The following is a 19,401-nucleotide window of genomic DNA, read 5'->3' on the forward strand; positions in this document are numbered from 1 at the left end:
AGAGCAATTGAGATTTTTTTGATGCCTGATTTTGAAAATTGACAAAAAAATAAAATCAAACAACTGATTTTCAGTTAAATAAAAAACAAAAAAGTTCGATTTTAATTTTTATCGGACATTAATGAAAGGAAATATAGAAGTTGAAGATTTTGTTTTGAGATTTGAAATGAAAGCTGGAGTTAAAGCTATTATGAATGTATTTAACTTTAGCAATAAGTATCATCATCTTTATAATTCTGAAATTTTTTCATGGAATAATTCTAATTCACCAAAGTTTGGAGGTTGGTTAACCAACAATTATATTACTGTAAACTGGGTTTTTGGAAAAAAAATAAATACAAATTCAAAAACAGTACTTACAAATAGTTATGATTTTGTTATGTTGACCGATGGTGATTTTTTTGAACTGGATGATGAAGAACATAAATTAGAAGAATTCTGCAGGTTAAAGTTTGTAGATCAGTTTATTGTTGGGTTTGAAAATGGTTATAAAAAAACAAAACAGGACAAAATTGAATTTTATGAGTATTTGATTGATTTTAATAATTCACTTTAATTTTGACCGTTATTTTAAAATAAAATTTTAAAACAATAATTACTTATGCTTCCCGAATTAAATAATTTTCATGATTTACTCGATAAATTAGAATATGACAAAAATAGACTTACTACTACCAGTCATATTTATGAATTATTAGATTGTTTGCTAACTTTAAATGCATTACCCGAATGGATTATAAATTCTGATGTTGAAAATGATAAATTAAAGGAATTAGCTAGAAAAAAAATATTGATTATGAGAGGAATAAATTTTGATTTAGATGAAAATTTAATATCTCACGAACTAAATCATCAGCTCAGGTTGATTAGATTGGTTTGTAACCATGCAAAGCACAATACAAATTCTAGACTAATACCAAAAATTAAAAGAGAGTATGATGCATCCTTTCCTATGGACTTTCCTGTTAAATTTGGATTTGTAATTTCAATTGGTAATAAAAAAGTTGACGCAGAATTTATTGTGGATGCTATAGCTACATTCTGGAAAACTGCTATAGCAGAACAAAGATAATATTAGAAAATAAACTATTTAATTCAATGATTTATCAATTGCCACCTCCTAAAAGTCCTGATTCTTTTGAATCTATAATTTGTGATTTATTAAATGCTTTGCATAATACAACGAGTTTTACTTTATATGGACGTAAAGGACAAAAGCAAAATGGTATAGATATTATTTCGAGCGAAAAGAAAATTGTTGCACAATGCAAACTCAGGAATATAAATCTCAATAATAGATCGGCAAAAATTGATTTTATTAATGAAATTATAAAAGACATAAATTCGATTCTACTCTTTGATAACCCACCCTATAAAATTATTATAGCTACTTCAATTGATAATGATACTTTGATTCAGGATCAGTTAAATACGATTATGCTTAAAAATAATAGTTCTTTATTAATTGAATTTTGGAGTTGGGATTATATTAGTAATCATCTTTTTCTTTTCTCTTTTCTTGTAAATAGATATTATCCTTATCGAAATAATTTTATTGAACTATCCAAAATTGAAGTGCTGAACAAAAATGTATATCGAAAAGATCCCTCTAATGAAAGGCTTTACATTTTTCATGATTCGCCTGATGATAATATTTTACCTGTTTTTGATATTTCCTTCATTAATAATTCTGAGAATACTATTCTGTTGAATTCTATAGATATAATAGCTAAAATACTACCCGTAGGTTTGGCTGGAGTATATCCAAAACCTACAGGTTTTTTAAAAGTAACAACAAAGTTTACTGCAGAAATAAATTTTGGTGATTTATATAATGAAGGAAAAACAATTATTGAATTAACAGATCCACTCTATATTTATCCTAAAACTCCTTTTAGAATTCAAATACAAAACTTAAAACCAATAGTTTCTTTTGTTAAGATAAAATTTGTATTTCATTTCTCTTCAGACACCATAGTTACACCTGATATCTTTTTTAATTCTGAAAGAGGGGTAGGTGGCAGAATAGTAGGTTTGAGATAAAATCTGATTTTTTAATTTTTAGATTTAATTTTTTTTAAGATTTTATTTGTTGATTTTTTTTTTTCTTAGTTCCTTTATTTTACAAATTCTCAAGAGCTTTTAGAAATAGTTTTTATACTCAATTTCTCTTTGAGTATTGCCATATCCTCACTTACTTTTCTATCCAAAACCTTAGCATAATGCTGCGTAGTTCTCAAATTTTTATGGCCAAGCATTTTGCTAACACTTTCTATTGGAACGCCATTTGTCAGTGTTACAGTAGTTGCAAATGTATGGCGAGCCATATGAAAAGTTATTTCCTTTTGAATGCCGCAAACGTCTCCTATTTCTTTTAAATAACTATTCATTTTTTGATTACTTAGAACAGGTAAAATTCTATCTTCATTTATACATTTTGGATGTTCGGCATATTTTTCTATTAATTCTTCTGCTACTGGTAGTAATGGAATTCTTGATTTTGTATCCGTTTTTTGTCTGTTCTTGAAAATCCATCTATTGCCATCGATTCCTATCCCAATGTGATCTTTGCGAAGCAATTGAACATCAACATAGGCTAAACCAGTGAAACAGCAAAAAATGAATATGTCTCGCACTTGCTCAAGTCGTGCATTGTTTAATTTTTTGGAATATATTTTTTGTAGCTCTTCTTCGGTTAAAAATTCTTTATCAATTTCATATACTTTTCCTTCGTATTTACTAAAAGGATTTTTTTCAATCCAATCATTATTTAGACAGCCATTGATAATTTTTCTAAAGTTACGGACGTATTTTACAGCTGTATTGTTTGAGCAATTTTTGACTGTTCTAAGGTAGAATTCGAAGTCGGTTATAAATGCAAAATCTAATTTATCTAATCTGTAATCATTGAGATTGTATTTCCACATAATAAAGTTCTGTAGATGGTTTAGAGTAACCTCAAATCTTTGTAAAGTGCCGCTGGCATATTTTTTACCAACTAACTCTTTCATGTGTTTATTATGGTCTTGAAAAACGGATACTAACATTCTAACATTTTTATCTTCATTGAACAATAAACTTTGAAAGTTTTCAATTGAAATATCCTCGTTTTTATGTAGAAGCTGAAGTTCTGCTCCCATGACTTTAGATCGCATCATATCAAGGTAACTATTTATTGAACGAGCCTCCTCAGTATTCCCTTTCATTTTTGCTTGTTCTGGCGACCATTTTGTATTTTCTACAAATTTTTTAGAACTAAATTCTAGTCGTTTTCCATTAATGGTTAGTCTTACATAAATAGGCGACTTCCCGTTACTATTCATTTTTGTGCTTTTTGCATAAAAATGCAAAGTGATTTTTGTTTTCATAGTGGTGACCTTTTAATTAATATTCAATTTAAATTTATTAGTAATTGCAAACAAGATGTACATTATTTGAACAAGTGTTTGAACTGGTTAATGCATTGTATTTACTGTGCTTGAGGTGATTTAGCGAGACCCTAAATTTGAAATTTTATAGGGTCTCGATTTTGCACCTTTAAGTTGAAGATTGAATGAATAATTTGAAGTGACCAAAAAAGCAAAAACCCTATAAATACTAAGATTTGTAGGGTTTTGAGACTATTTGTTTTTTAAAGTGTGGGGAGAGCAGGATTCGAACCTGCGAAGATGTAATCAGCGGATTTACAGTCCGCCCTCGTTGGCCGCTTGAGTATCTCCCCCTGCATTAGCGGTTGCAAATATAAAATTGTTTTTACATTGTACAAACCTTTTTTTACCTATTTTTAAAAAAATATATAAGTACTTCATGCTGAATAAACTAAAAAATCCCCAAAAAGGGGATTTTTAACTAATTCTATTTTTTAGAGTTCTTATGAACCTAATAATTCTTGAATTTTAGCTTTTAATGCATCGCCACGTAAATCTTTGGCCACAATCACACCATTCGCATCCAAGATAAATGTAGCAGGAATAGATTGTACATTATATTTTTTAGCAACAGGATCATTCCAATATTTTAAATTAGATATTTGAGGCCACGATAATTGGTCGTCTGCAATGGCTTTTTTCCATTTTTCAGCATCACCTTCTTTGTCTAAAGAAACACCAATAATGTTTAAACCTTTGTTATGAAATTCATTATATAAAGCCACTACATTCGGGTTTTCTTGACGACAAGGTGCACACCATGAAGCCCAAAAATCAATGATCGTTACTTTTCCTAATGATTCTTTTAAGGATATTGTTTTTCCTTCTGGATTTGGAGCAGAGAAGTCTGGTGCAGCTTTGCCCACATCGGCTGAAGCATAATTAGAAACCATTTCTCCAATTTTTTTACCTGGTTTTGTGTCTTGGATAGTTTTATCTAATCCTGTGTACACTTTTTTAATTTTTTCAATGTCTACATTGGGTTGGTAGAACATGTTTTCTAACATTAAGACACTGATAAATGCTTTTGGATTATCTTCCGCAAACTTCACATTATAAGCGTTTAATTCATCTTGCAATTTAACAAAATCAGCTTGGATTGTGTTCACCGTTGTGGTATCATTCGCTCCCATTGCTTCTTGCATTTTTTGCATGTTGACATTTCTAAAGTCAGTAATTTTCTTTTGAATAGCACTTTGACCTTTGTTATATTTTGCAAACTCGTCGTTGTTAAACGTTCCGCCTACTTCTGATTTATTGACACTATCTTTATAAATTTTCAAATTGATTTCACCATTTTCAAGTATAAAAACGGCTTTTCCTTGTACTTCTGGCAATTGGATAAAACGTAATTCCGGTTCTGTAGTTGTTCCTTTAAATTCGAATTTTCCATCTGTAATCACGGCAGAATCAATGGCTTTTAATCCCATTCCTGTTTCATCTTGTGTTTCTAAAACAGCCATTTTTCCGTTTTCAATTCCTTCAACAGATCCTTTAATTACATATTCGTTGTCGCCTAATTGGTTACAACTTATAAAAGTTAAAGCCATAACGAACAATACCACTAATTTTTTCATGATTTAAATTTAATATTTCGAGTGCAAAAGTATTAAAAAAACCTTTTTGATATGTATATGTTAACTTATTTTTTGGTTATCTAAATACACTAACTTAAAAATAGCTTGCTAATTTTGATTTTAATTTAAAAAATGAAAATTCTTAAGACAGATATATAGTTTTTTTTTAGCAAATTAAAAGCAAAGGGTTCAGTTCGTTCCTTCCTTCTCAATCTTTTTGTTTTATCGTATATGTGGGAGTTTTTTCAAGTCTAAGCAGTTGTAATCGGAATTTAATGTTAGTAAATACTATTTTAATGTGTATTTAATGCTATTTGTGATGGTATTTACTAACATGTTTTCAGTAATATTTTTTTTTAGTATTTTTTTTCGTTATATTTGTTAGGAAAAATCAACGATAAAATTCATTTAAACTAATAAAAATGGTAAATACCAACCTAGAGTGGGTTGCAATGAGTGATACAGCAATCGTAACTAAAATTGGAACATTCATTAAAAATGAGCGACTAAAACAAAATAAAACGCAAGTGCAGTTGGCACAAGAAGCAGGTGTTAACCGTTGGACCATTAGTCAAATTGAAAACGGAGAAGCCATTACGATGCTATCCTTGATTCAGATTATGAGGGCTTTAGATATTTTGCAACTCTTAGACGTATTTTCTATTCGGCATGAAATAAGTCCGCTCGAACTCGCAAAGCAAGACCAGCAAAAAAGACAACGGGCTAGAAAAAAAGATCACGACAACACAAAAAATTCTGACTGGTAATGATTACAACAGCATTTGTAAAAATTTGGGGAGAAACAGTTGGAGCTGTTGCATGGAATGCAGCGACTGGTATTGCGAGTTTTGAATATGATTCAAAGTTTATAAGTACCAAATTAGATTTGGCTCCTTTAAAGATGCCCATCACAAACAGTGCTAAGCGTATTTTTTCGTTTCCAGAATTGCGAGACCTTAAAACATTTAAAGGGTTGCCCGGTTTGTTAGCCGATGTTTTACCCGATGATTACGGAAACCAATTAATCAACAGTTGGTTGGCACAAAATGGTCGTCCCGAAAACAGCATGAACCCTGTAGAGCTATTGTGTTTTATAGGAACACGAGGTATGGGAGCTATAGAATTTGAACCTTCTCAATTAAAACCTAGCAAAAGGGCTTTTGATATCGAAATAGACAGCTTGATTAGCATTTCACAAAAGATGCTTTTGAAAAGAGAAGATTTTCAAACTAATTTAAGTGAAGACGAACAAAAAGCCATGCTCGACATTCTAAAAATAGGAACTTCAGCGGGTGGAGCACGTCCAAAAGCCATTATCACGTATAATGAAAAAACGGGTCAAGTAAAATCAGGACAAACGACAGCTCCAAAAGGTTTTGAACATTGGTTGATTAAGTTAGATACCGTAAGTGACATTCAGTTTGGTGAAAGTACAGGTTATGGCAGAATAGAAATGGCCTATTACCTTATGGCAACTGCCTGTGGCATTGAAATGACGGAATGTAAATTGATGGAAGAAAATGGTAGAGCTCATTTCATGACCAAGCGTTTTGATCGTGAAGGTGGTACACAAAAACACCATATACAAACATTGTGTGCGATGCAACATTATGATTTTAACCAAATTATGAGTTTTAATTATGAACAAGTGTTTCAGACCATGCGTTTGTTGCGAGTTCCTTATCCGCAAGCTGAACAAATGTTCAAACGAATGGTATTTAATGTTATCGCTAGTAATTGTGACGACCATACCAAAAATTTTGCGTTTCGACTTAAGCAAGGAGGAGTTTGGGAATTAGCTCCCGCATACGATATCTGTTTTGCTTACCGGCCAGAAAGTGAATGGGTAAGCCAGCATAATTTGAGCATTAACGGAAAAAGAAAAAACATTACAAAAGAGGACTTGTTAGCAGTGGCCAAAAGCATGAATATTAAGAAAGCAAATCGTATTATTGAACAGATTAGCGAAACGGTTGTCGATTGGTATACCTATGCAGAACAAGCCAAAGTCGAGAAGCATCATAAAGTAGCAATTGGGCACTCACATCTTATTTTATAAAACTATTGCAGATGAAGTATAAAAAACTACATTTTCATTGCTATTTTGTTTTAAAGAAGGTTGTTTTCAACTTTTTCTTTACTATTTTGTCTGTTTTTTCCGAGAATAATCATCCCATTTAGAATAAATAAAAGTTAGTTTCTTGTAAATTACTATAAGCAAGACCAATTGAAAATTACTAGTTTTTAATGTAGTTTGTTTCGGCTATTTATTTGCCGATACAGAAATTAGCAAAAATATTTCCTAACAATTCATCGTTGGTTACTTCGCCAGTAATTTCACCAAAATAGCATAAGGCTTCTCGAATATCAATGGCCATTAAATCAGACGAAATGCTTTGTTCTAGTCCATATCTCACTTTCGCAATTTCTTCTAAGGCTTTTAACAAGGAGTCGTAATGCCGCGAATTGGTGACTATCGTTTCGTTATTTCTCAACGCACCCGTGTTTACAAACGAAAGTAGGGTAGACTTGAGCTCGTCGATACCGGTTTTGTTTTTGGCAGAAATTGTTTCAAGTTTCACGTTTAAAGTTTCAAGTTGTTGGCGTAAAGAAGTAACGTCGTCCGCAGTGAGCAAATCGACTTTATTTATGATTACAACGAGCGGTTTTAACGGAAACTTGTTCTTAATCTTCTCAATTTCGATTAAAACTGATTTCATACTTTCGACTTTTGACTTTTGACTTTCGACTAAATATAAAACAACCTGTGCTTGCTCAATCTTTTCAAACGTCTTTTTTATCCCAATACTTTCCACAACATCTTTTGTTTCTCTAATTCCAGCCGTATCGATAAATCGAAAACCAATTCCACCTATAACCAATTCGTCTTCAATCGTATCACGCGTTGTGCCAGCAATCTCCGAAACGATGGCTCGTTCTTCGTTTAATAAGGCATTCAATAAAGTAGATTTTCCCACATTGGGTTCGCCTACAATCACAATCGGAATCCCATTTTTGATAACATTTCCAACGGCAAAACTGTCGATTAATCTTTTTAAGACGAATTCAATACGGTTCAATAAATTAGCAAACTGTGTTCGGTCGGCAAATTCGACATCTTCCTCCGCAAAGTCTAATTCTAATTCAATTAACGAAGCAAAATTGAGTAATTCTTCTCGCAGTTTCGAGATTTCGTTGCTAAACCCGCCACGCATTTGCTGCATCGCAATTTGATGACTTGCTTCATTATCGGAAGCAATTAAATCGGCCACCGCTTCGGCTTGCGACAAATCGAGCTTTCCGTTTAAAAAAGCACGAAGCGTGAATTCGCCCGGTTGAGCCATTTTTGCTCCGTTTCGCAACAATAATTGGATAATTTGTTGCTGAATGAAAGTCGAACCATGACATGAAATTTCTATGACATCTTCGCCTGTATAAGAATGCGGATTTTTAAAGAGCGAAACCAACACTTGATCGATAACTTTTGGACCGTCTTTGATAAAACCTAAATGAATAGTATGTGTTTTTTGGGCTGCTAAGTCTTTATTTGAAACCGATTGAAACACGGTTGAGGCAATCATTAGGGCATTTTTACCCGAAAGACGAATGACCGCAATCGCACCTGCACCAGAAGGAGAAGCTAAAGCAACAATGGTTTCTATTGGAATCATAACTTGAAATTTGAACTGCAAAATTAGCAATAATTAATCAAACTCCCATTTTTTGCTTGAAGTGGAAATTTATATGATAATTGTCATTCTATTAAATGAAAAGTTTTCACTAAATTTACCTAACCATAATAACGTAAAACAACAGAACTCATGAAACGTATACTTTTTCCAACAGATTTTTCAGAAGCCTCTAAAAATGCTTTTGTTTACGCCTTGAAATTGGCAGATGCAATTAAAGCTGAAGTAATTACGCTTCATGCTTATGAGTTACCCCAATTGAATGTGGGTCGACTTCCGAACACGATTAAAGAAGTGTATGATAATATTGAATTAGAAAATTTTGATGATTTCAAAGGTCAGATTCCAGTCTTGCGAGAAATAGCTGAAAAATATCAGTTAGGTCATGTCAAATTAACGAATATGTTAAAACATGGCGATATTATTTGGACTATTAAAAATGTAGTCAAAGAAGAGCATATTGATTACGTGGTGATGGGAACAAAAGGAGCTACTGGTTTAAAAGAAACTTTTTTAGGTTCTAATACAGGTAGTGTAATCACCGAAGTGGATGCAATTGTGATTGGAGTGCCAGAAAGTTCTGAATTTACAGGAATTCACAATATTGTGTTTTCAACTCGCTATCGTGAAAAAGATTTAAAAGCGATTAAACAATTAGTTCCGTTAGCGGAATTGTTTGGAGCAAAAATCCATTGTTTGTATATCAAAACTAAAAAATCAGATGTAAATCCAGTAGTTATTGAAGATTGGAAGTTTTTATTAAAAGATGCAAATGTTATTTTTCATACGGTAGAAAGTGAAAATGTAAAAGATTCTATTTTGAATTTTGTCGATTCTTATAATATTGATATGTTAGCTATGTTGAACTATAAAAGAGGTTTTTTTGAAGAATTATTTAAACAAAGTTTAACTCAAAAACTATCTTACCATGTTAAAGTTCCAATTTTGGCTTTGCATGAAAATGCAGTGTAAAACAAATTTAACCAAACGAAAAAACCGAAGTAAACTAGTACTTCGGTTTTTTTATGAGTAAAACATTCTTAAACGTTTAAGCTTATAAAAAGATTAATTATTTAACATTACTGGCATCACCAACATGGTCACAATTTCACCTTCGTCTAAACCGTCAACAGGGGTTAAAATTCCTGCTCGGTTGGGCAACGACATTTCTAATTGAATTTCGTCAGACTGCAAGTTGTTTAACATTTCAGTTAAAAAACGAGAGTTAAAACCAATCTGCAAATCATCACCTTGGTAATCACACGTTAACCGTTCTTCTGCTTTGTTGGAATAATCCACATCTTCTGCAGAAATATTCAATTCTGTTCCCGCTATTTTTAAACGAATTTGATGGGTTGTTTTGTTTGAGAAGATCGCTACACGACGCACAGAATTTAAAAACTGCGTTCGATTAATTAATAATTTATTTGGATTTTCTTTTGGAATAACCGCTTCATAATTTGGATATTTTCCGTCAATTAAGCGACAAACCAACATATAATTGTCAAAAGAGAATTTGGCATTGCTGTCGTTATATTCTATTTTAACATCGCTGTCTAACATACTTAAAATTCCTTTTAAAATGTTAAGCGGTTTTTTAGGCATGATGAATTCCGCGACTTGCGAAGATTTCACATCCGTACGCGAATATTTTACTAATTTATGAGCATCGGTGGCCACAAAAATCAATCCTTCGGTAGAAAATTGAAAGAAAACACCGCTCATTACCGGACGTAAATCATCATTTCCAGCAGCAAAAATCGTTTTGCTAATGGCTGAAGCTAATACTTCTGCCGGAACTAAGGTGGTTGATGATTCGTCTAATACAACTGCTTTTGGAAACTCATCACCTGGCGCATAGGCCAAAGCATATTTTCCAGAATTTGAGCTAATTTCAATCGTATTATTTTCTTCAACTGTAAAAGTAAGGGGTTGTTCAGGAAACGTTTTAAGAATTTCTAACAACAATTTTGCAGGCACAGCCACACTTCCTTCACTTGTACTGTCAATTTCTAAGGTGGCCAACATGGTCGTTTCTAAATCGGTTGCAGAAACCGTTAAACGATTTTGTTCTAATTGAAAAAGAAAATTATCTAAGATGGCAAGCGAATTACTGCTGCTAATCACACTTCCTAAGACTTGTAATTGTTTTAATAAATAGGAACTCGATACTATAAATTTCATTTCGGTTTTTTATTTTTTATATCCCACAAATATAAACGTTAGTATTCAAACAAAAAAAGTATTTTATTAACATCTAACGAGCATATTTTTTCTTTCGGATAAAACGGAATATAAATCCAAATATAAGTAGGATAAGTATTGGTAATCCAACGGTTATCAATTGAATTAAGGTATAATCTTTACTCACTTTATCTTTGTCTAAAACAGCTAAGGTAATCTCTTTGTTTCGAATGTTAATAAGTCCTTTGTCATCTAAAAGATAGTTCACGGCATTTAATAAAAATTCTTTATTGCCATAAACTTGCTGCGTCCATTGGTCAATGCCGTTATCCAAAGGTTTTTTGTTCACATAATTATAATTGATGATGTCGCCATCTGCAATCACAATCATTTTATTATTTTTTCCTTCATCCATTCCTGTGAATGAAAAAGGTTTTACCCGATTTTTAAAACCTGAAGTAAATTTACCTTCTAAAAGCACCCCTAAAATGTGATTTCCTTTGTTAAAACTGCTCTCGTCTAAATTCTCCATGAATTGGTATAAATTGACTTCTAAAGGGCTTCCAAGGGCTTTTGATTGCGGTGAACTTTGTAATAAAACCGTTTTTTTTATGTTGTTTTTTAATGTGTCAATGGTATTGGCAAATTCTAATTTAACTAAATTGACGTTTTTTGTGATGGGATGATTGTCCAACGATTTCACAATGGGCGAATACAACCAATCGATGGGTACATCGCCTTGTGGTCCTTGAGCAGTTATCGGTGTCGATAATAAATCTTGTACCAAATGAGAATTGATTCGAACGCCATATTTAAAAAACAAATCATCGAGTTGCAATTCTCTTGGAAAAGCCAGAGCCACATTCTGCTCATTTTGCAAGGAATCAATGTCTATGACGACCTTATCCATGAGCCACAACGTTTTGCCGCCGTGCATTACATATTGGTCTAAAATATATTTTTCGTTGTCTGAAAAAGCTTCAGTAGGTTTGGTAATTATCGTAGCGTCAAAACGCTTTAAATTCTCTAAAATCTTTTGTGGATTAGCTTGAAGCGAGTCAAAATTAAATTCGCCTAATTGATAATATTCTTTCAATTGAAACAGAAAATCGGCTTGGTACTTATCGGCCATTTCACCATTTCCTTTTAAAATGGCAATTTTTTTCTGTTTTCCGGTGGTAATTTTAGTAAGGGCATCGGCGAAAGCAAATTCAAGTAATTGAACAGATTTATTGATATTATCCGAAGGTGAATTCCCGAAATTATTTACTAAAAGTGAGACACGAACCGATTTTTGCTCTTGGTTTACAATGGCCCACGGAAAAATTTGAATCAATTCTTTCTTCCCTTTTTTAGTGCTATTGATGTTGGTAGGAACAAAACCTAAATTACTCAATTCTTTTGCATATTGTTCTGCTTTACTATCGTCTTCAAGCGGATCGGTAAACTGAAAAATTAAATTGGAATTATAACTCCGAAACTCTTCTAAAATTTGTTTGGTTTCAGTTTTTAACCGTTCAAATTCAGGAGGAAAGGCACCCTCTAAAAATACATCAATAAAAACAGGTTCTTTAATGCCTTGAATCAATTGTATAGTCGATTCCGATAACGTATAGCGTTTATCTTGTGTTAAATCAAATCGCTTAAAATAAAAATGACTACCAAGGTTTACTAAAACTAAAAACACAAAAAGGAAGCCCAGCGATTTACTATTTTTTTTTGTTTGCTCTTTCATTAGTTTTTCAAGTTATTAAGTTGATATACCGTCGCTGCTAAAAAAAAGAGGGTGATGCTCACAAAATAAATAACATCTCGTGTGTCAAGTATGCCGCGGCTAATGCTATTAAAGTGATAATCCATTCCCAAAGCAGCTACCACATCGGCCCATGAGCCTGAAAAACTAGCCAAGCCTTCAAAACCAAAATAGAAAAGAAAACAAAGAAAAACGGCAACTAAAAAAGCTACAATTTGATTTTCGGAAAGGGTGGAGGTAAAAATTCCAATGGCTGTATAAGAAGAAACCAAGAAAAGTAATCCAAAATAAGAGCCCAGCGTACTGCCAACATCTAAATTTCCAGGAGGATTTCCGTAATCAGAAATAACAAGCACATAGAGTAAGGTAGGCAACAAAGCAATAATAATCAGAAACAAAGAACCTAAAAACTTTCCATTTACAATTTGCCAGCTGCTTAAGGGTTTGGTTAAAAGCAATTCAATGGTGCCCAATTTTTTCTCGTCAGAAAAACTTCGCATCGTTACCGCCGGAATAAGAAAAATTAAAATCCAAGGTGCCAAGGTAAAAAACGGATTTAAATCGGCGTAACCACTGTTTAAAATATTAAAATCACCTTCAAAAACCCATAAAAATAAGCCGTTGAGCAGTAAAAATAAGCCAATGACCAAATAGCCGATGGGCGATCCAAAAAAGGATTTAATTTCTCTAAAAAGTATTGCTTTCATTAACTATTTTATCGTTTAATTTGTAGCACAAAGCGGTTAATTTTATTTTAAACTGACCAATTTATCAACACTCCACGCTTCGGGTTTGTCATTAAAAAGCTTTTTAGTAAATTGCCAAACTTCATAGAATAGTTCTGAATTTCGGTAATTTTCTAAATCGGCTTCGGTATCCCAATAGCTATAAGTAAAAAATAATTCTGGATTTTGTTTGTCCTGATACAATTCTAACAAACGGTTTCCTGGAGCATTTCGTATTTTTTCTTTCATCAATTCAAAATTTTCCAAAAAAGCAGGAATATTTTCAAGGTGAAAGCTTAATTTGACAATTCGTACAAACATATTTTTTTATTTAAAATGAATCGTAATCGTATCACGATAACCAATTCCCAATAGGGAAGAAGCACTTCCCATCGATTTCGGATTGCTTCTAAACAACGCTATTTCTAAAAATCCCGCTTCATTAAAAATGGCCAATCGTTCTCCTTCATAATATTTTATAGGAAATTTATCAGAAATTGCCACTGCTTGAAAATTTGGTAAAATGGTTTTTAAAGGTTTTGGTTTCAACTCAATTTCATATTCTCGTCCTTTACTAATTTCTAAAAAAAGCTTTTTACTAATGTTTACGACAATATTGCCAAAATGGTCTATATATATCACATTTCCTTTAATAGATTGAGCATCTTTTGAAATAATCGGCTGTAAATCGCTTGTTGGTTTTAAACTTGAGATTTCTTTTCCAATCACATTTAGCGAACCTCCTTTTGCCAAATGACAAGCCACGGTTTTAAAAACATCTAAATCAGTCGCCGTTTCAGATAATCGGTCATGAATATTGATGGCCACAATTTTTTCGGGAAGCAAACGTTCGGTAAGCATACTCAAAATCCCATTATCTGCACAAATGAAAAAATGATCATTCCAAAGCATTGCAACATGGTCAATATCAGCACTTCGCTCTGCGTCAACCCCAATTAAATGAACGGTTCCTTTAGGAAAGCTATCGTATGCGGCTTGCATAATATAACTTGTTTCGGCCAGGTTAAAGGGGTCAATGTCATGAGAAATATCTACGATTTTCGCATCTGGAAACTCGGATAATATTTTTCCTTTCAAAGCACCCACAAAGTGGTCTTTCAATCCGTAATCTGTAGTTAGCGTAATTATTGACATTTTTTTGTTTATAACTATTCGTTGAACCAACGAACTTTTTTGTTTAAATTTGAGTGATGCAAATCTACTAATTAAAAACTATTTTTTAATTCTAAAACCATTGCTTTTGAACGAAAGAATCATCGAACTCCACGACATTGCCCCAAAAGAGTTTTGGGGAGCACAAGATAAACATCTTGAAACCATCAAAAAGTATTATCCAAAGCTGAAAATTGTAGCCCGGGGAACCACCTTGAAGGCTTATGGCGAGAAGGAAGAGCTAGATGAATTTGAAAACCGCTTTAACCGACTTATGTTACACTTTACGCGTTATAATAATATTGATACCAATGTAATTGAACGAGTAATTCAAAGTAATTCGGCTGAAGAACAAAAAATGAGTGACCATGATAAAATCTTGGTGCACGGTTTAGGCGGAAAACTGATTAAACCCATGACGCCCAATCAACACAAATTAGTTGAATTGGTCAATAAAAATGATATGGTTTTTGCTATTGGCCCCGCCGGAACGGGCAAAACCTATACGGGTGTTGCCTTGGCTGTAAAAGCTTTAAAAGAAAAACAAGTCAAACGCATTATTTTAACCCGACCCGCCGTTGAAGCAGGAGAGAATTTAGGTTTTTTACCGGGCGACATGAAGGAAAAGCTCGATCCGTATATGCAACCGCTTTATGATGCGTTACGCGATATGCTTCCGCCACAAACATTAGAAGATTATATTCTGAAAGGAATTATTCAAATTGCTCCGTTGGCTTTTATGCGAGGGAGGACACTCGATCATGCTTTTGTGATTTTGGATGAAGCTCAAAATACAACGCATTCTCAAATGAAAATGTTTTTAACCCGAATGGGTAAAAATGCCAAATTCATCATTACAGGTGATCCTGGACAAGTAGATTTGCCACGAAGAACTATTTCTGGTTTAAAAGAAGCCATTCTTATTCTTAAAGACGTAGAAGGAATTGGAATTATCTACTTGGACGATAAGGATATTGTGAGACACCGATTAGTGAAAAAGGTGATTGATGCCTACAAAAGTATTGAGAATATAGACTAATTTATTTGATGAATTAAAATAACATCCTACTAATTAAGTTAGTAATAGCAAAGCCAATTATTTTTAATAGTTGGCTTTTTTAGTTGATTTTCAATAAGATAGCTGTCTGTTGTTCGAATTCTATAACAATTGGTTAAAATCATGTAATTTATTTTTCGTACTTCTACTCGAAATTTGTACTTGTAATACCAAACAAAATATCATTATGAGAAATTTATTTTTATTTATCGGATTAATTGGATTTAGTTCCATTTTCGCACAAGAAACAGAAATCGATATCACGCCAGACAATTCTTGGCTTAAGGCAGGTTTAACCGCTGGTGTGCCGGTAGGCGATGCAAATGATTATGCCTCTTTTAATTTTGGTCTCGATTTAAGAGGGCAGTATTTATTTAACCCCAATTTTGCAATCGGAATTGCCTCTGGGTATACGCACTTTTTTGCAAAAGATGATTTTGAAGATTTTGGTGTAATTCCAGTTGCCGGATTTGCCCGTTATTATTTTACACCCCAGGGATTATTTTTCGGAGTCGATTTAGGCTATGGTTTTTTAACAAATGTAGAAGATAATGCAGGCGGAATGTATGTAAATCCTCAAATTGGTTACCACAACAGAGATTGGAATATTTATGCTTTTTATCAAAATACATTTGCTGAGAACGATTTAGATTTACAATCTGTAGGTTTAGGCGTAACGTATAACATACGGTTTAACTAATCAATTTAGTGTGGTTTAGTTTAGTTTTTGTTGAAAAAGGAGAAATATTATTTCTCCTTTTTTTATTTTATATTGTATAGCATCAAGAAACAAATTACTTTTGCACTTCAACACAACAACACACTATGAATACAATCACCACAACCGATTTTTCTTTTCCAAATCAAAAATCGGTTTACCGCGGAAAAGTACGTGAAGTTTATACTATTAATGACGAATTATTAGTCATGATTGCTACCGATCGCTTATCGGCTTTTGATGTGGTCATGCCCAAAGGGATTCCTTATAAAGGTCAAATTTTAAATCAAATTGCCACGAAATTCATGCATTTAACTTCGGATATTGTTCCGAATTGGTTAATTGCTACGCCAGATCCAAACGTAGCGATTGGGCATTTATGCGAGCCTTTTAAAGTTGAAATGGTTATTCGAGGTTATTTGTCAGGTCATGCCGCACGGGAATATGCCAGCGGAAAGCGAATGATTTGTGGCGTGCCAATGCCTGATGGTTTACAGGAAAACGATAAGTTTTTAAATCCGATCATTACACCCACGACCAAAGCAGAAAATGGCTCGCACGACGAAGACATTGCTAGAGAAGCAATTTTAGCCAACGGAATTGTTTCTGAAGCAGATTATTTGGTTTTAGAAAAATATACACGAGCTTTATTCCAACGCGGAACTGAAATTGCCGCTTCACGAGGGTTAATTTTAGTAGATACTAAATATGAATTCGGCAAAACAAAATCAGGAGAAATTGTTTTAATTGATGAAATTCACACACCAGATTCCTCGCGTTATTTTTATGCGGATGGGTATGCAGAACGTCAAAAAAATAAAGAGGAGCAGAAACAATTATCTAAAGAATTTGTACGTCGATGGTTAATTGAAAATGGATTTCAAGGAAAAGAAGGGCAGCAAATTCCAGCGATGTCAGAGGAATATATTGAAACGGTTTCAGAGCGATACATCGAATTATTTGAAAATATTTTAGGAGAAAAATTCATCAAAGCGGATATTTCAAATATTCACGAACGCATTGAGAAAAATGTTTTGAATTATTTGAGATAATCGTCAACGGAACAAGTTTTTCAACCACGTTTTATACGTGGTTTTTTTATGATTAAGGTAAAAGTGTAACATTTTGTTAATTTGGTCGTCTATCACTATATCCTTCATCAGTCAAATTTTTGAACGAGTTAGTTAATCAAAAAAGCCGCTACAATTGAACTTTGTAACGGCTTTAATTTATGTTAGTATTGTCAAAATAATCAAAAAAACTATTTGATAATCGTTTGCTTACGGTCAGGTCCGACAGAAATCACAGTAATAGGAACTTCAATTTCTTTTTCGATAAAATCAATATAGGCTTTTAATTCAGCCGGAAGTTCAGTGTAGGAAGTCATTCCCGTTAAATCCGCATGCCAGCCTTTCATTTCCGTATAAATAGGTTCTACATTTTCAGGTTCAATATTATAGGGAAGGTGCGTTATTTTTTGACCTTTATATTGATAAGCGGTACACACTTTTAAAGTGTCAAAACCGGATAAAACATCACCTTTCATCATATATAAACCCGTTACTCCATTCACTTGTACGGCATATTTCAAGGCTACTAAATCTAGCCAACCGCAACGTCTTTTCCGTCCGGTCACAGAGCCAAATTCATTACCTACTTTTGCCATTATGTCTCCCGCTTCTTCAAAATCTTCTGTTGGAAACGGACCACTTCCTACGCGAGTGGTATACGCTTTAAAAATTCCAAAAACATTTTTTACCTTATTGGGAGCAATGCCTAAACCTGTACAAGCACCAGCGGCAGTAGTGTTAGACGAAGTTACAAACGGATACGTACCAAAATCAATATCAAGTAAAGAACCTTGAGCACCTTCACACAGAATTGATTTTCCGACTTTCAAAGCTTGATTTAAAAATTCTTCACTATCAATAAAAGTTAGCGTTTTCAATACCTCAATTGCGGTAAAAAATTCTTCTTCCAGTTCAGGTAAATTATATTGTAAATTGACATCATAAAATGAAATCATCGCTTCATGTTTATCCGCTAAGGCTCGATAACGTTCTTTAAAATTGGTCATTTCGATATCGCCAACTCGAATTCCGTTTCGCCCAGTTTTATCCATATACGTTGGACCAATTCCTTTTAAAGTAGAGCCAATTTTAGCTTTTCCTTTAGAAGCTTCCGAAGCCGCATCAAGTAAGCGATGGGTTGGCAGTATCAAGTGAGCTTTTCTAGAAATAAATAATTTCGACTTGATATCCATGTTGAATTTTTCAAGTCCTTCTAATTCTTTTTGAAAAACCACGGGGTCAATTACCACGCCATTTCCAATAATATTTAATGCATTTTTATGAAAAATTCCAGAAGGAATAGTTCGCAAAACATGTTTTATTCCATCGAATTCTAAAGTATGTCCGGCATTTGGACCACCTTGAAAACGAGCAATAATATCATATTTTGAAGTGAGTACGTCTACAATTTTTCCTTTTCCTTCATCGCCCCATTGCAGGCCTAGTAGCAAATCTACAGTCATTTTTTTTGTGAGTTGTTAGTGTTGAGTAGTTGTTTATTTATTCGATTGTTTTTTTCTTATTTCCATAGAAATAAAGGGAATGGTTATGAATTTCTATTCCGAAAATTTCTTCAATAGTTTGTTTTATTTGTTGAATTCGTGGGTCACAAAACTCGATGACTTCGCCAGAATCTGTCATAATAATATGGTCATGTTGTTTGTCAAAATACGACTTTTCATAATGAGCTTGGTTTTGCCCAAATTGATGACGCCGCACTAAGCCACATTCCAACAATAACTCTATGGTATTGTATAGCGTGGCCCGGCTTACCCGATAGTTTTTGTTTTTCATCTTGATATAGAGTGATTCAATATCAAAATGTTCTTTGTTATTGTAAATTTCTTGAAGAATAGCATAGCGTTCTGGGGTTTTTCGATGCCCTTTTTGCTCCATGTATTTGGTAAATACTGTTTTTACTACTTCTTGATTTTTTTGAGTTTCCATGATTATTAATATCTACAAAGATACATTATTTTTAGTTTTTGACTGATTTTCATTGGAAGTTTACCATGAGATTATGAATA

The 19,401-nt window shown here is 33.2% G+C and carries 19 protein-coding genes and 1 tRNA gene; 9 read left to right on the top strand and 11 right to left on the bottom strand.

All coding sequences use genetic code 11. The features are described 5' to 3' along the window. Window positions 1–121 precede the first annotated feature (121 nt). From PHR76_RS02565 to PHR76_RS02575, 3 genes are read left to right on the top strand one after another with little or no spacing between them, the layout of a single operon-like run. Entirely contained in the window at window positions 122–556 is a 435-nt protein-coding gene (locus PHR76_RS02565) for a hypothetical protein (RefSeq protein ID WP_300058203.1), read from the top strand. A 45-nt stretch (window positions 557–601) separates the two neighbouring features. Then, window positions 602–1,072 (top strand): hypothetical protein, encoded by a 471-nt coding sequence (locus PHR76_RS02570; RefSeq protein WP_300058205.1) that lies wholly within the window; start codon window positions 602–604, stop codon window positions 1,070–1,072. A 26-nt stretch (window positions 1,073–1,098) separates the two neighbouring features. Beyond that, window positions 1,099–2,043, top strand: a complete 945-nt coding sequence (locus PHR76_RS02575) for a hypothetical protein (protein ID WP_300058207.1) — start codon at window positions 1,099–1,101, stop codon at window positions 2,041–2,043. Window positions 2,044–2,132: 89 nt separating this feature from the next. Here the strand turns inward: PHR76_RS02575 and PHR76_RS02580 are convergent, their stop codons facing one another. The 3 genes from PHR76_RS02580 to PHR76_RS02590 all read right to left on the bottom strand — a co-directional run bounded on the left by PHR76_RS02580 (window position 2,133) and on the right by PHR76_RS02590 (window position 5,005). Continuing rightward, on the bottom strand, window positions 2,133–3,368 hold the full coding sequence (locus PHR76_RS02580) for a site-specific integrase (RefSeq protein ID WP_300058210.1): 1,236 nt from the start codon (window positions 3,366–3,368) through the stop codon (window positions 2,133–2,135). A 271-nt stretch (window positions 3,369–3,639) separates the two neighbouring features. Further along, window positions 3,640–3,721 (bottom strand) — tRNA-Tyr (locus PHR76_RS02585). Window positions 3,722–3,871: 150 nt separating this feature from the next. Then, the gene (locus PHR76_RS02590) at window positions 3,872–5,005 is read right to left on the bottom strand and encodes a TlpA disulfide reductase family protein (protein ID WP_300058212.1); all 1,134 of its coding nucleotides are present in this window, start codon (window positions 5,003–5,005) and stop codon (window positions 3,872–3,874) included. 422 nt (window positions 5,006–5,427) lie between these two features. Here PHR76_RS02590 and PHR76_RS02595 point away from each other — a divergent pair, with 422 nt between their 5' ends. Then, the gene (locus PHR76_RS02595; RefSeq protein WP_300058214.1) at window positions 5,428–5,772 is read left to right on the top strand and encodes a helix-turn-helix transcriptional regulator; all 345 of its coding nucleotides are present in this window, start codon (window positions 5,428–5,430) and stop codon (window positions 5,770–5,772) included. Further along, the gene (locus tag PHR76_RS02600; RefSeq protein WP_300058216.1) at window positions 5,772–7,064 is read left to right on the top strand and encodes a type II toxin-antitoxin system HipA family toxin; all 1,293 of its coding nucleotides are present in this window, start codon (window positions 5,772–5,774) and stop codon (window positions 7,062–7,064) included. Before PHR76_RS02595 ends, PHR76_RS02600 begins: the two co-directional genes overlap by 1 nt. Before the next feature lie 208 nt (window positions 7,065–7,272). Here PHR76_RS02600 and mnmE read toward each other — a convergent pair whose 3' ends face one another. Beyond that, window positions 7,273–8,676 carry a tRNA uridine-5-carboxymethylaminomethyl(34) synthesis GTPase MnmE gene (gene mnmE, locus PHR76_RS02605; protein WP_300058218.1) on the bottom strand — a complete coding sequence of 468 codons (1,404 nt, stop codon included), beginning with the start codon at window positions 8,674–8,676 and terminating at the stop codon, window positions 7,273–7,275. A gap of 150 nt (window positions 8,677–8,826) precedes the next feature. Between mnmE and PHR76_RS02610 the strand changes: the two genes are divergently transcribed. After that, complete coding sequence (locus PHR76_RS02610) at window positions 8,827–9,666, top strand: universal stress protein (RefSeq protein WP_300058220.1); 840 nt, start codon at window positions 8,827–8,829, stop codon at window positions 9,664–9,666. 93 nt (window positions 9,667–9,759) lie between these two features. On the opposite strand, the gene dnaN is transcribed toward PHR76_RS02610, so the two are convergent. The 5 genes from dnaN to PHR76_RS02635 all read right to left on the bottom strand — a co-directional run bounded on the left by dnaN (window position 9,760) and on the right by PHR76_RS02635 (window position 14,511). Then, a complete protein-coding gene (gene dnaN, locus PHR76_RS02615; RefSeq protein WP_300058222.1) occupies window positions 9,760–10,878 on the bottom strand; it encodes a DNA polymerase III subunit beta in 1,119 nt (372 codons plus the stop codon). A gap of 73 nt (window positions 10,879–10,951) precedes the next feature. Continuing rightward, window positions 10,952–12,613 (bottom strand): gliding motility-associated ABC transporter substrate-binding protein GldG, encoded by a 1,662-nt coding sequence (gene gldG / locus PHR76_RS02620; RefSeq protein ID WP_300058225.1) that lies wholly within the window; start codon window positions 12,611–12,613, stop codon window positions 10,952–10,954. Then, window positions 12,613–13,338 carry a gliding motility-associated ABC transporter permease subunit GldF gene (gene gldF, locus PHR76_RS02625; protein WP_300058227.1) on the bottom strand — a complete coding sequence of 242 codons (726 nt, stop codon included), beginning with the start codon at window positions 13,336–13,338 and terminating at the stop codon, window positions 12,613–12,615. The genes gldG and gldF overlap by 1 nt, the downstream gene beginning before the upstream one ends. Window positions 13,339–13,380: 42 nt before the next feature. Next, window positions 13,381–13,677 carry an antibiotic biosynthesis monooxygenase family protein gene (locus PHR76_RS02630; protein ID WP_300058230.1) on the bottom strand — a complete coding sequence of 99 codons (297 nt, stop codon included), beginning with the start codon at window positions 13,675–13,677 and terminating at the stop codon, window positions 13,381–13,383. A 6-nt stretch (window positions 13,678–13,683) separates the two neighbouring features. Further along, window positions 13,684–14,511: an SAM-dependent chlorinase/fluorinase gene (locus PHR76_RS02635; protein ID WP_300058233.1), complete on the bottom strand. Its 828-nt coding sequence runs from the start codon at window positions 14,509–14,511 to the stop codon at window positions 13,684–13,686. A gap of 106 nt (window positions 14,512–14,617) precedes the next feature. On the opposite strand from PHR76_RS02635, the gene PHR76_RS02640 reads away from it, so the two are divergent. From PHR76_RS02640 to PHR76_RS02650, 3 genes are all read left to right on the top strand, one after another. After that, on the top strand, window positions 14,618–15,568 hold the full coding sequence (locus PHR76_RS02640; protein WP_300058236.1) for a PhoH family protein: 951 nt from the start codon (window positions 14,618–14,620) through the stop codon (window positions 15,566–15,568). Window positions 15,569–15,773: 205 nt separating this feature from the next. After that, window positions 15,774–16,286: a hypothetical protein gene (locus tag PHR76_RS02645; RefSeq protein WP_300058239.1), complete on the top strand. Its 513-nt coding sequence runs from the start codon at window positions 15,774–15,776 to the stop codon at window positions 16,284–16,286. 125 nt (window positions 16,287–16,411) lie between these two features. Next, entirely contained in the window at window positions 16,412–17,356 is a 945-nt protein-coding gene (locus PHR76_RS02650; RefSeq protein ID WP_300058242.1) for a phosphoribosylaminoimidazolesuccinocarboxamide synthase, read from the top strand. 209 nt (window positions 17,357–17,565) lie between these two features. Here PHR76_RS02650 and PHR76_RS02655 read toward each other — a convergent pair whose 3' ends face one another. Next, window positions 17,566–18,837 carry an adenylosuccinate synthase gene (locus PHR76_RS02655; RefSeq protein WP_300058244.1) on the bottom strand — a complete coding sequence of 424 codons (1,272 nt, stop codon included), beginning with the start codon at window positions 18,835–18,837 and terminating at the stop codon, window positions 17,566–17,568. 37 nt (window positions 18,838–18,874) lie between these two features. Further along, window positions 18,875–19,321, bottom strand: a complete 447-nt coding sequence (locus PHR76_RS02660) for a transcriptional repressor (RefSeq protein ID WP_300058247.1) — start codon at window positions 19,319–19,321, stop codon at window positions 18,875–18,877. Window positions 19,322–19,401 lie beyond the last annotated feature (80 nt).

The organism is Flavobacterium sp. (assembly GCF_028689845.1).
Classification (GTDB): Bacteria; Bacteroidota; Bacteroidia; order Flavobacteriales; family Flavobacteriaceae; genus Flavobacterium.

Bases quoted from the DNA above. Each gene is read 5' to 3' on its own strand.
- mnmE (WP_300058218.1), bottom strand. From the start codon at position 8,676: ATGATTCCAATAGAAACCATTGTTGCTTTAGCTTCTCCTTCTGGTGCA.
- PHR76_RS02570 (WP_300058205.1), top strand. From the start codon at position 602: ATGCTTCCCGAATTAAATAATTTTCATGATTTACTCGATAAATTAGAA.
- gldG (WP_300058225.1), bottom strand. From the start codon at position 12,613: ATGAAAGAGCAAACAAAAAAAAATAGTAAATCGCTGGGCTTCCTTTTT.
- PHR76_RS02600 (WP_300058216.1), top strand. From the start codon at position 5,772: ATGATTACAACAGCATTTGTAAAAATTTGGGGAGAAACAGTTGGAGCT.
- PHR76_RS02650 (WP_300058242.1), top strand. From the start codon at position 16,412: ATGAATACAATCACCACAACCGATTTTTCTTTTCCAAATCAAAAATCG.
- dnaN (WP_300058222.1), bottom strand. From the start codon at position 10,878: ATGAAATTTATAGTATCGAGTTCCTATTTATTAAAACAATTACAAGTC.
- PHR76_RS02580 (WP_300058210.1), bottom strand. From the start codon at position 3,368: ATGAAAACAAAAATCACTTTGCATTTTTATGCAAAAAGCACAAAAATG.
- PHR76_RS02645 (WP_300058239.1), top strand. From the start codon at position 15,774: ATGAGAAATTTATTTTTATTTATCGGATTAATTGGATTTAGTTCCATT.
- PHR76_RS02610 (WP_300058220.1), top strand. From the start codon at position 8,827: ATGAAACGTATACTTTTTCCAACAGATTTTTCAGAAGCCTCTAAAAAT.
- PHR76_RS02565 (WP_300058203.1), top strand. From the start codon at position 122: ATGAAAGGAAATATAGAAGTTGAAGATTTTGTTTTGAGATTTGAAATG.
- PHR76_RS02595 (WP_300058214.1), top strand. From the start codon at position 5,428: ATGGTAAATACCAACCTAGAGTGGGTTGCAATGAGTGATACAGCAATC.
- PHR76_RS02590 (WP_300058212.1), bottom strand. From the start codon at position 5,005: ATGAAAAAATTAGTGGTATTGTTCGTTATGGCTTTAACTTTTATAAGT.
- PHR76_RS02635 (WP_300058233.1), bottom strand. From the start codon at position 14,511: ATGTCAATAATTACGCTAACTACAGATTACGGATTGAAAGACCACTTT.
- gldF (WP_300058227.1), bottom strand. From the start codon at position 13,338: ATGAAAGCAATACTTTTTAGAGAAATTAAATCCTTTTTTGGATCGCCC.
- PHR76_RS02630 (WP_300058230.1), bottom strand. From the start codon at position 13,677: ATGTTTGTACGAATTGTCAAATTAAGCTTTCACCTTGAAAATATTCCT.
- PHR76_RS02655 (WP_300058244.1), bottom strand. From the start codon at position 18,837: ATGACTGTAGATTTGCTACTAGGCCTGCAATGGGGCGATGAAGGAAAA.
- PHR76_RS02575 (WP_300058207.1), top strand. From the start codon at position 1,099: ATGATTTATCAATTGCCACCTCCTAAAAGTCCTGATTCTTTTGAATCT.
- PHR76_RS02660 (WP_300058247.1), bottom strand. From the start codon at position 19,321: ATGGAAACTCAAAAAAATCAAGAAGTAGTAAAAACAGTATTTACCAAA.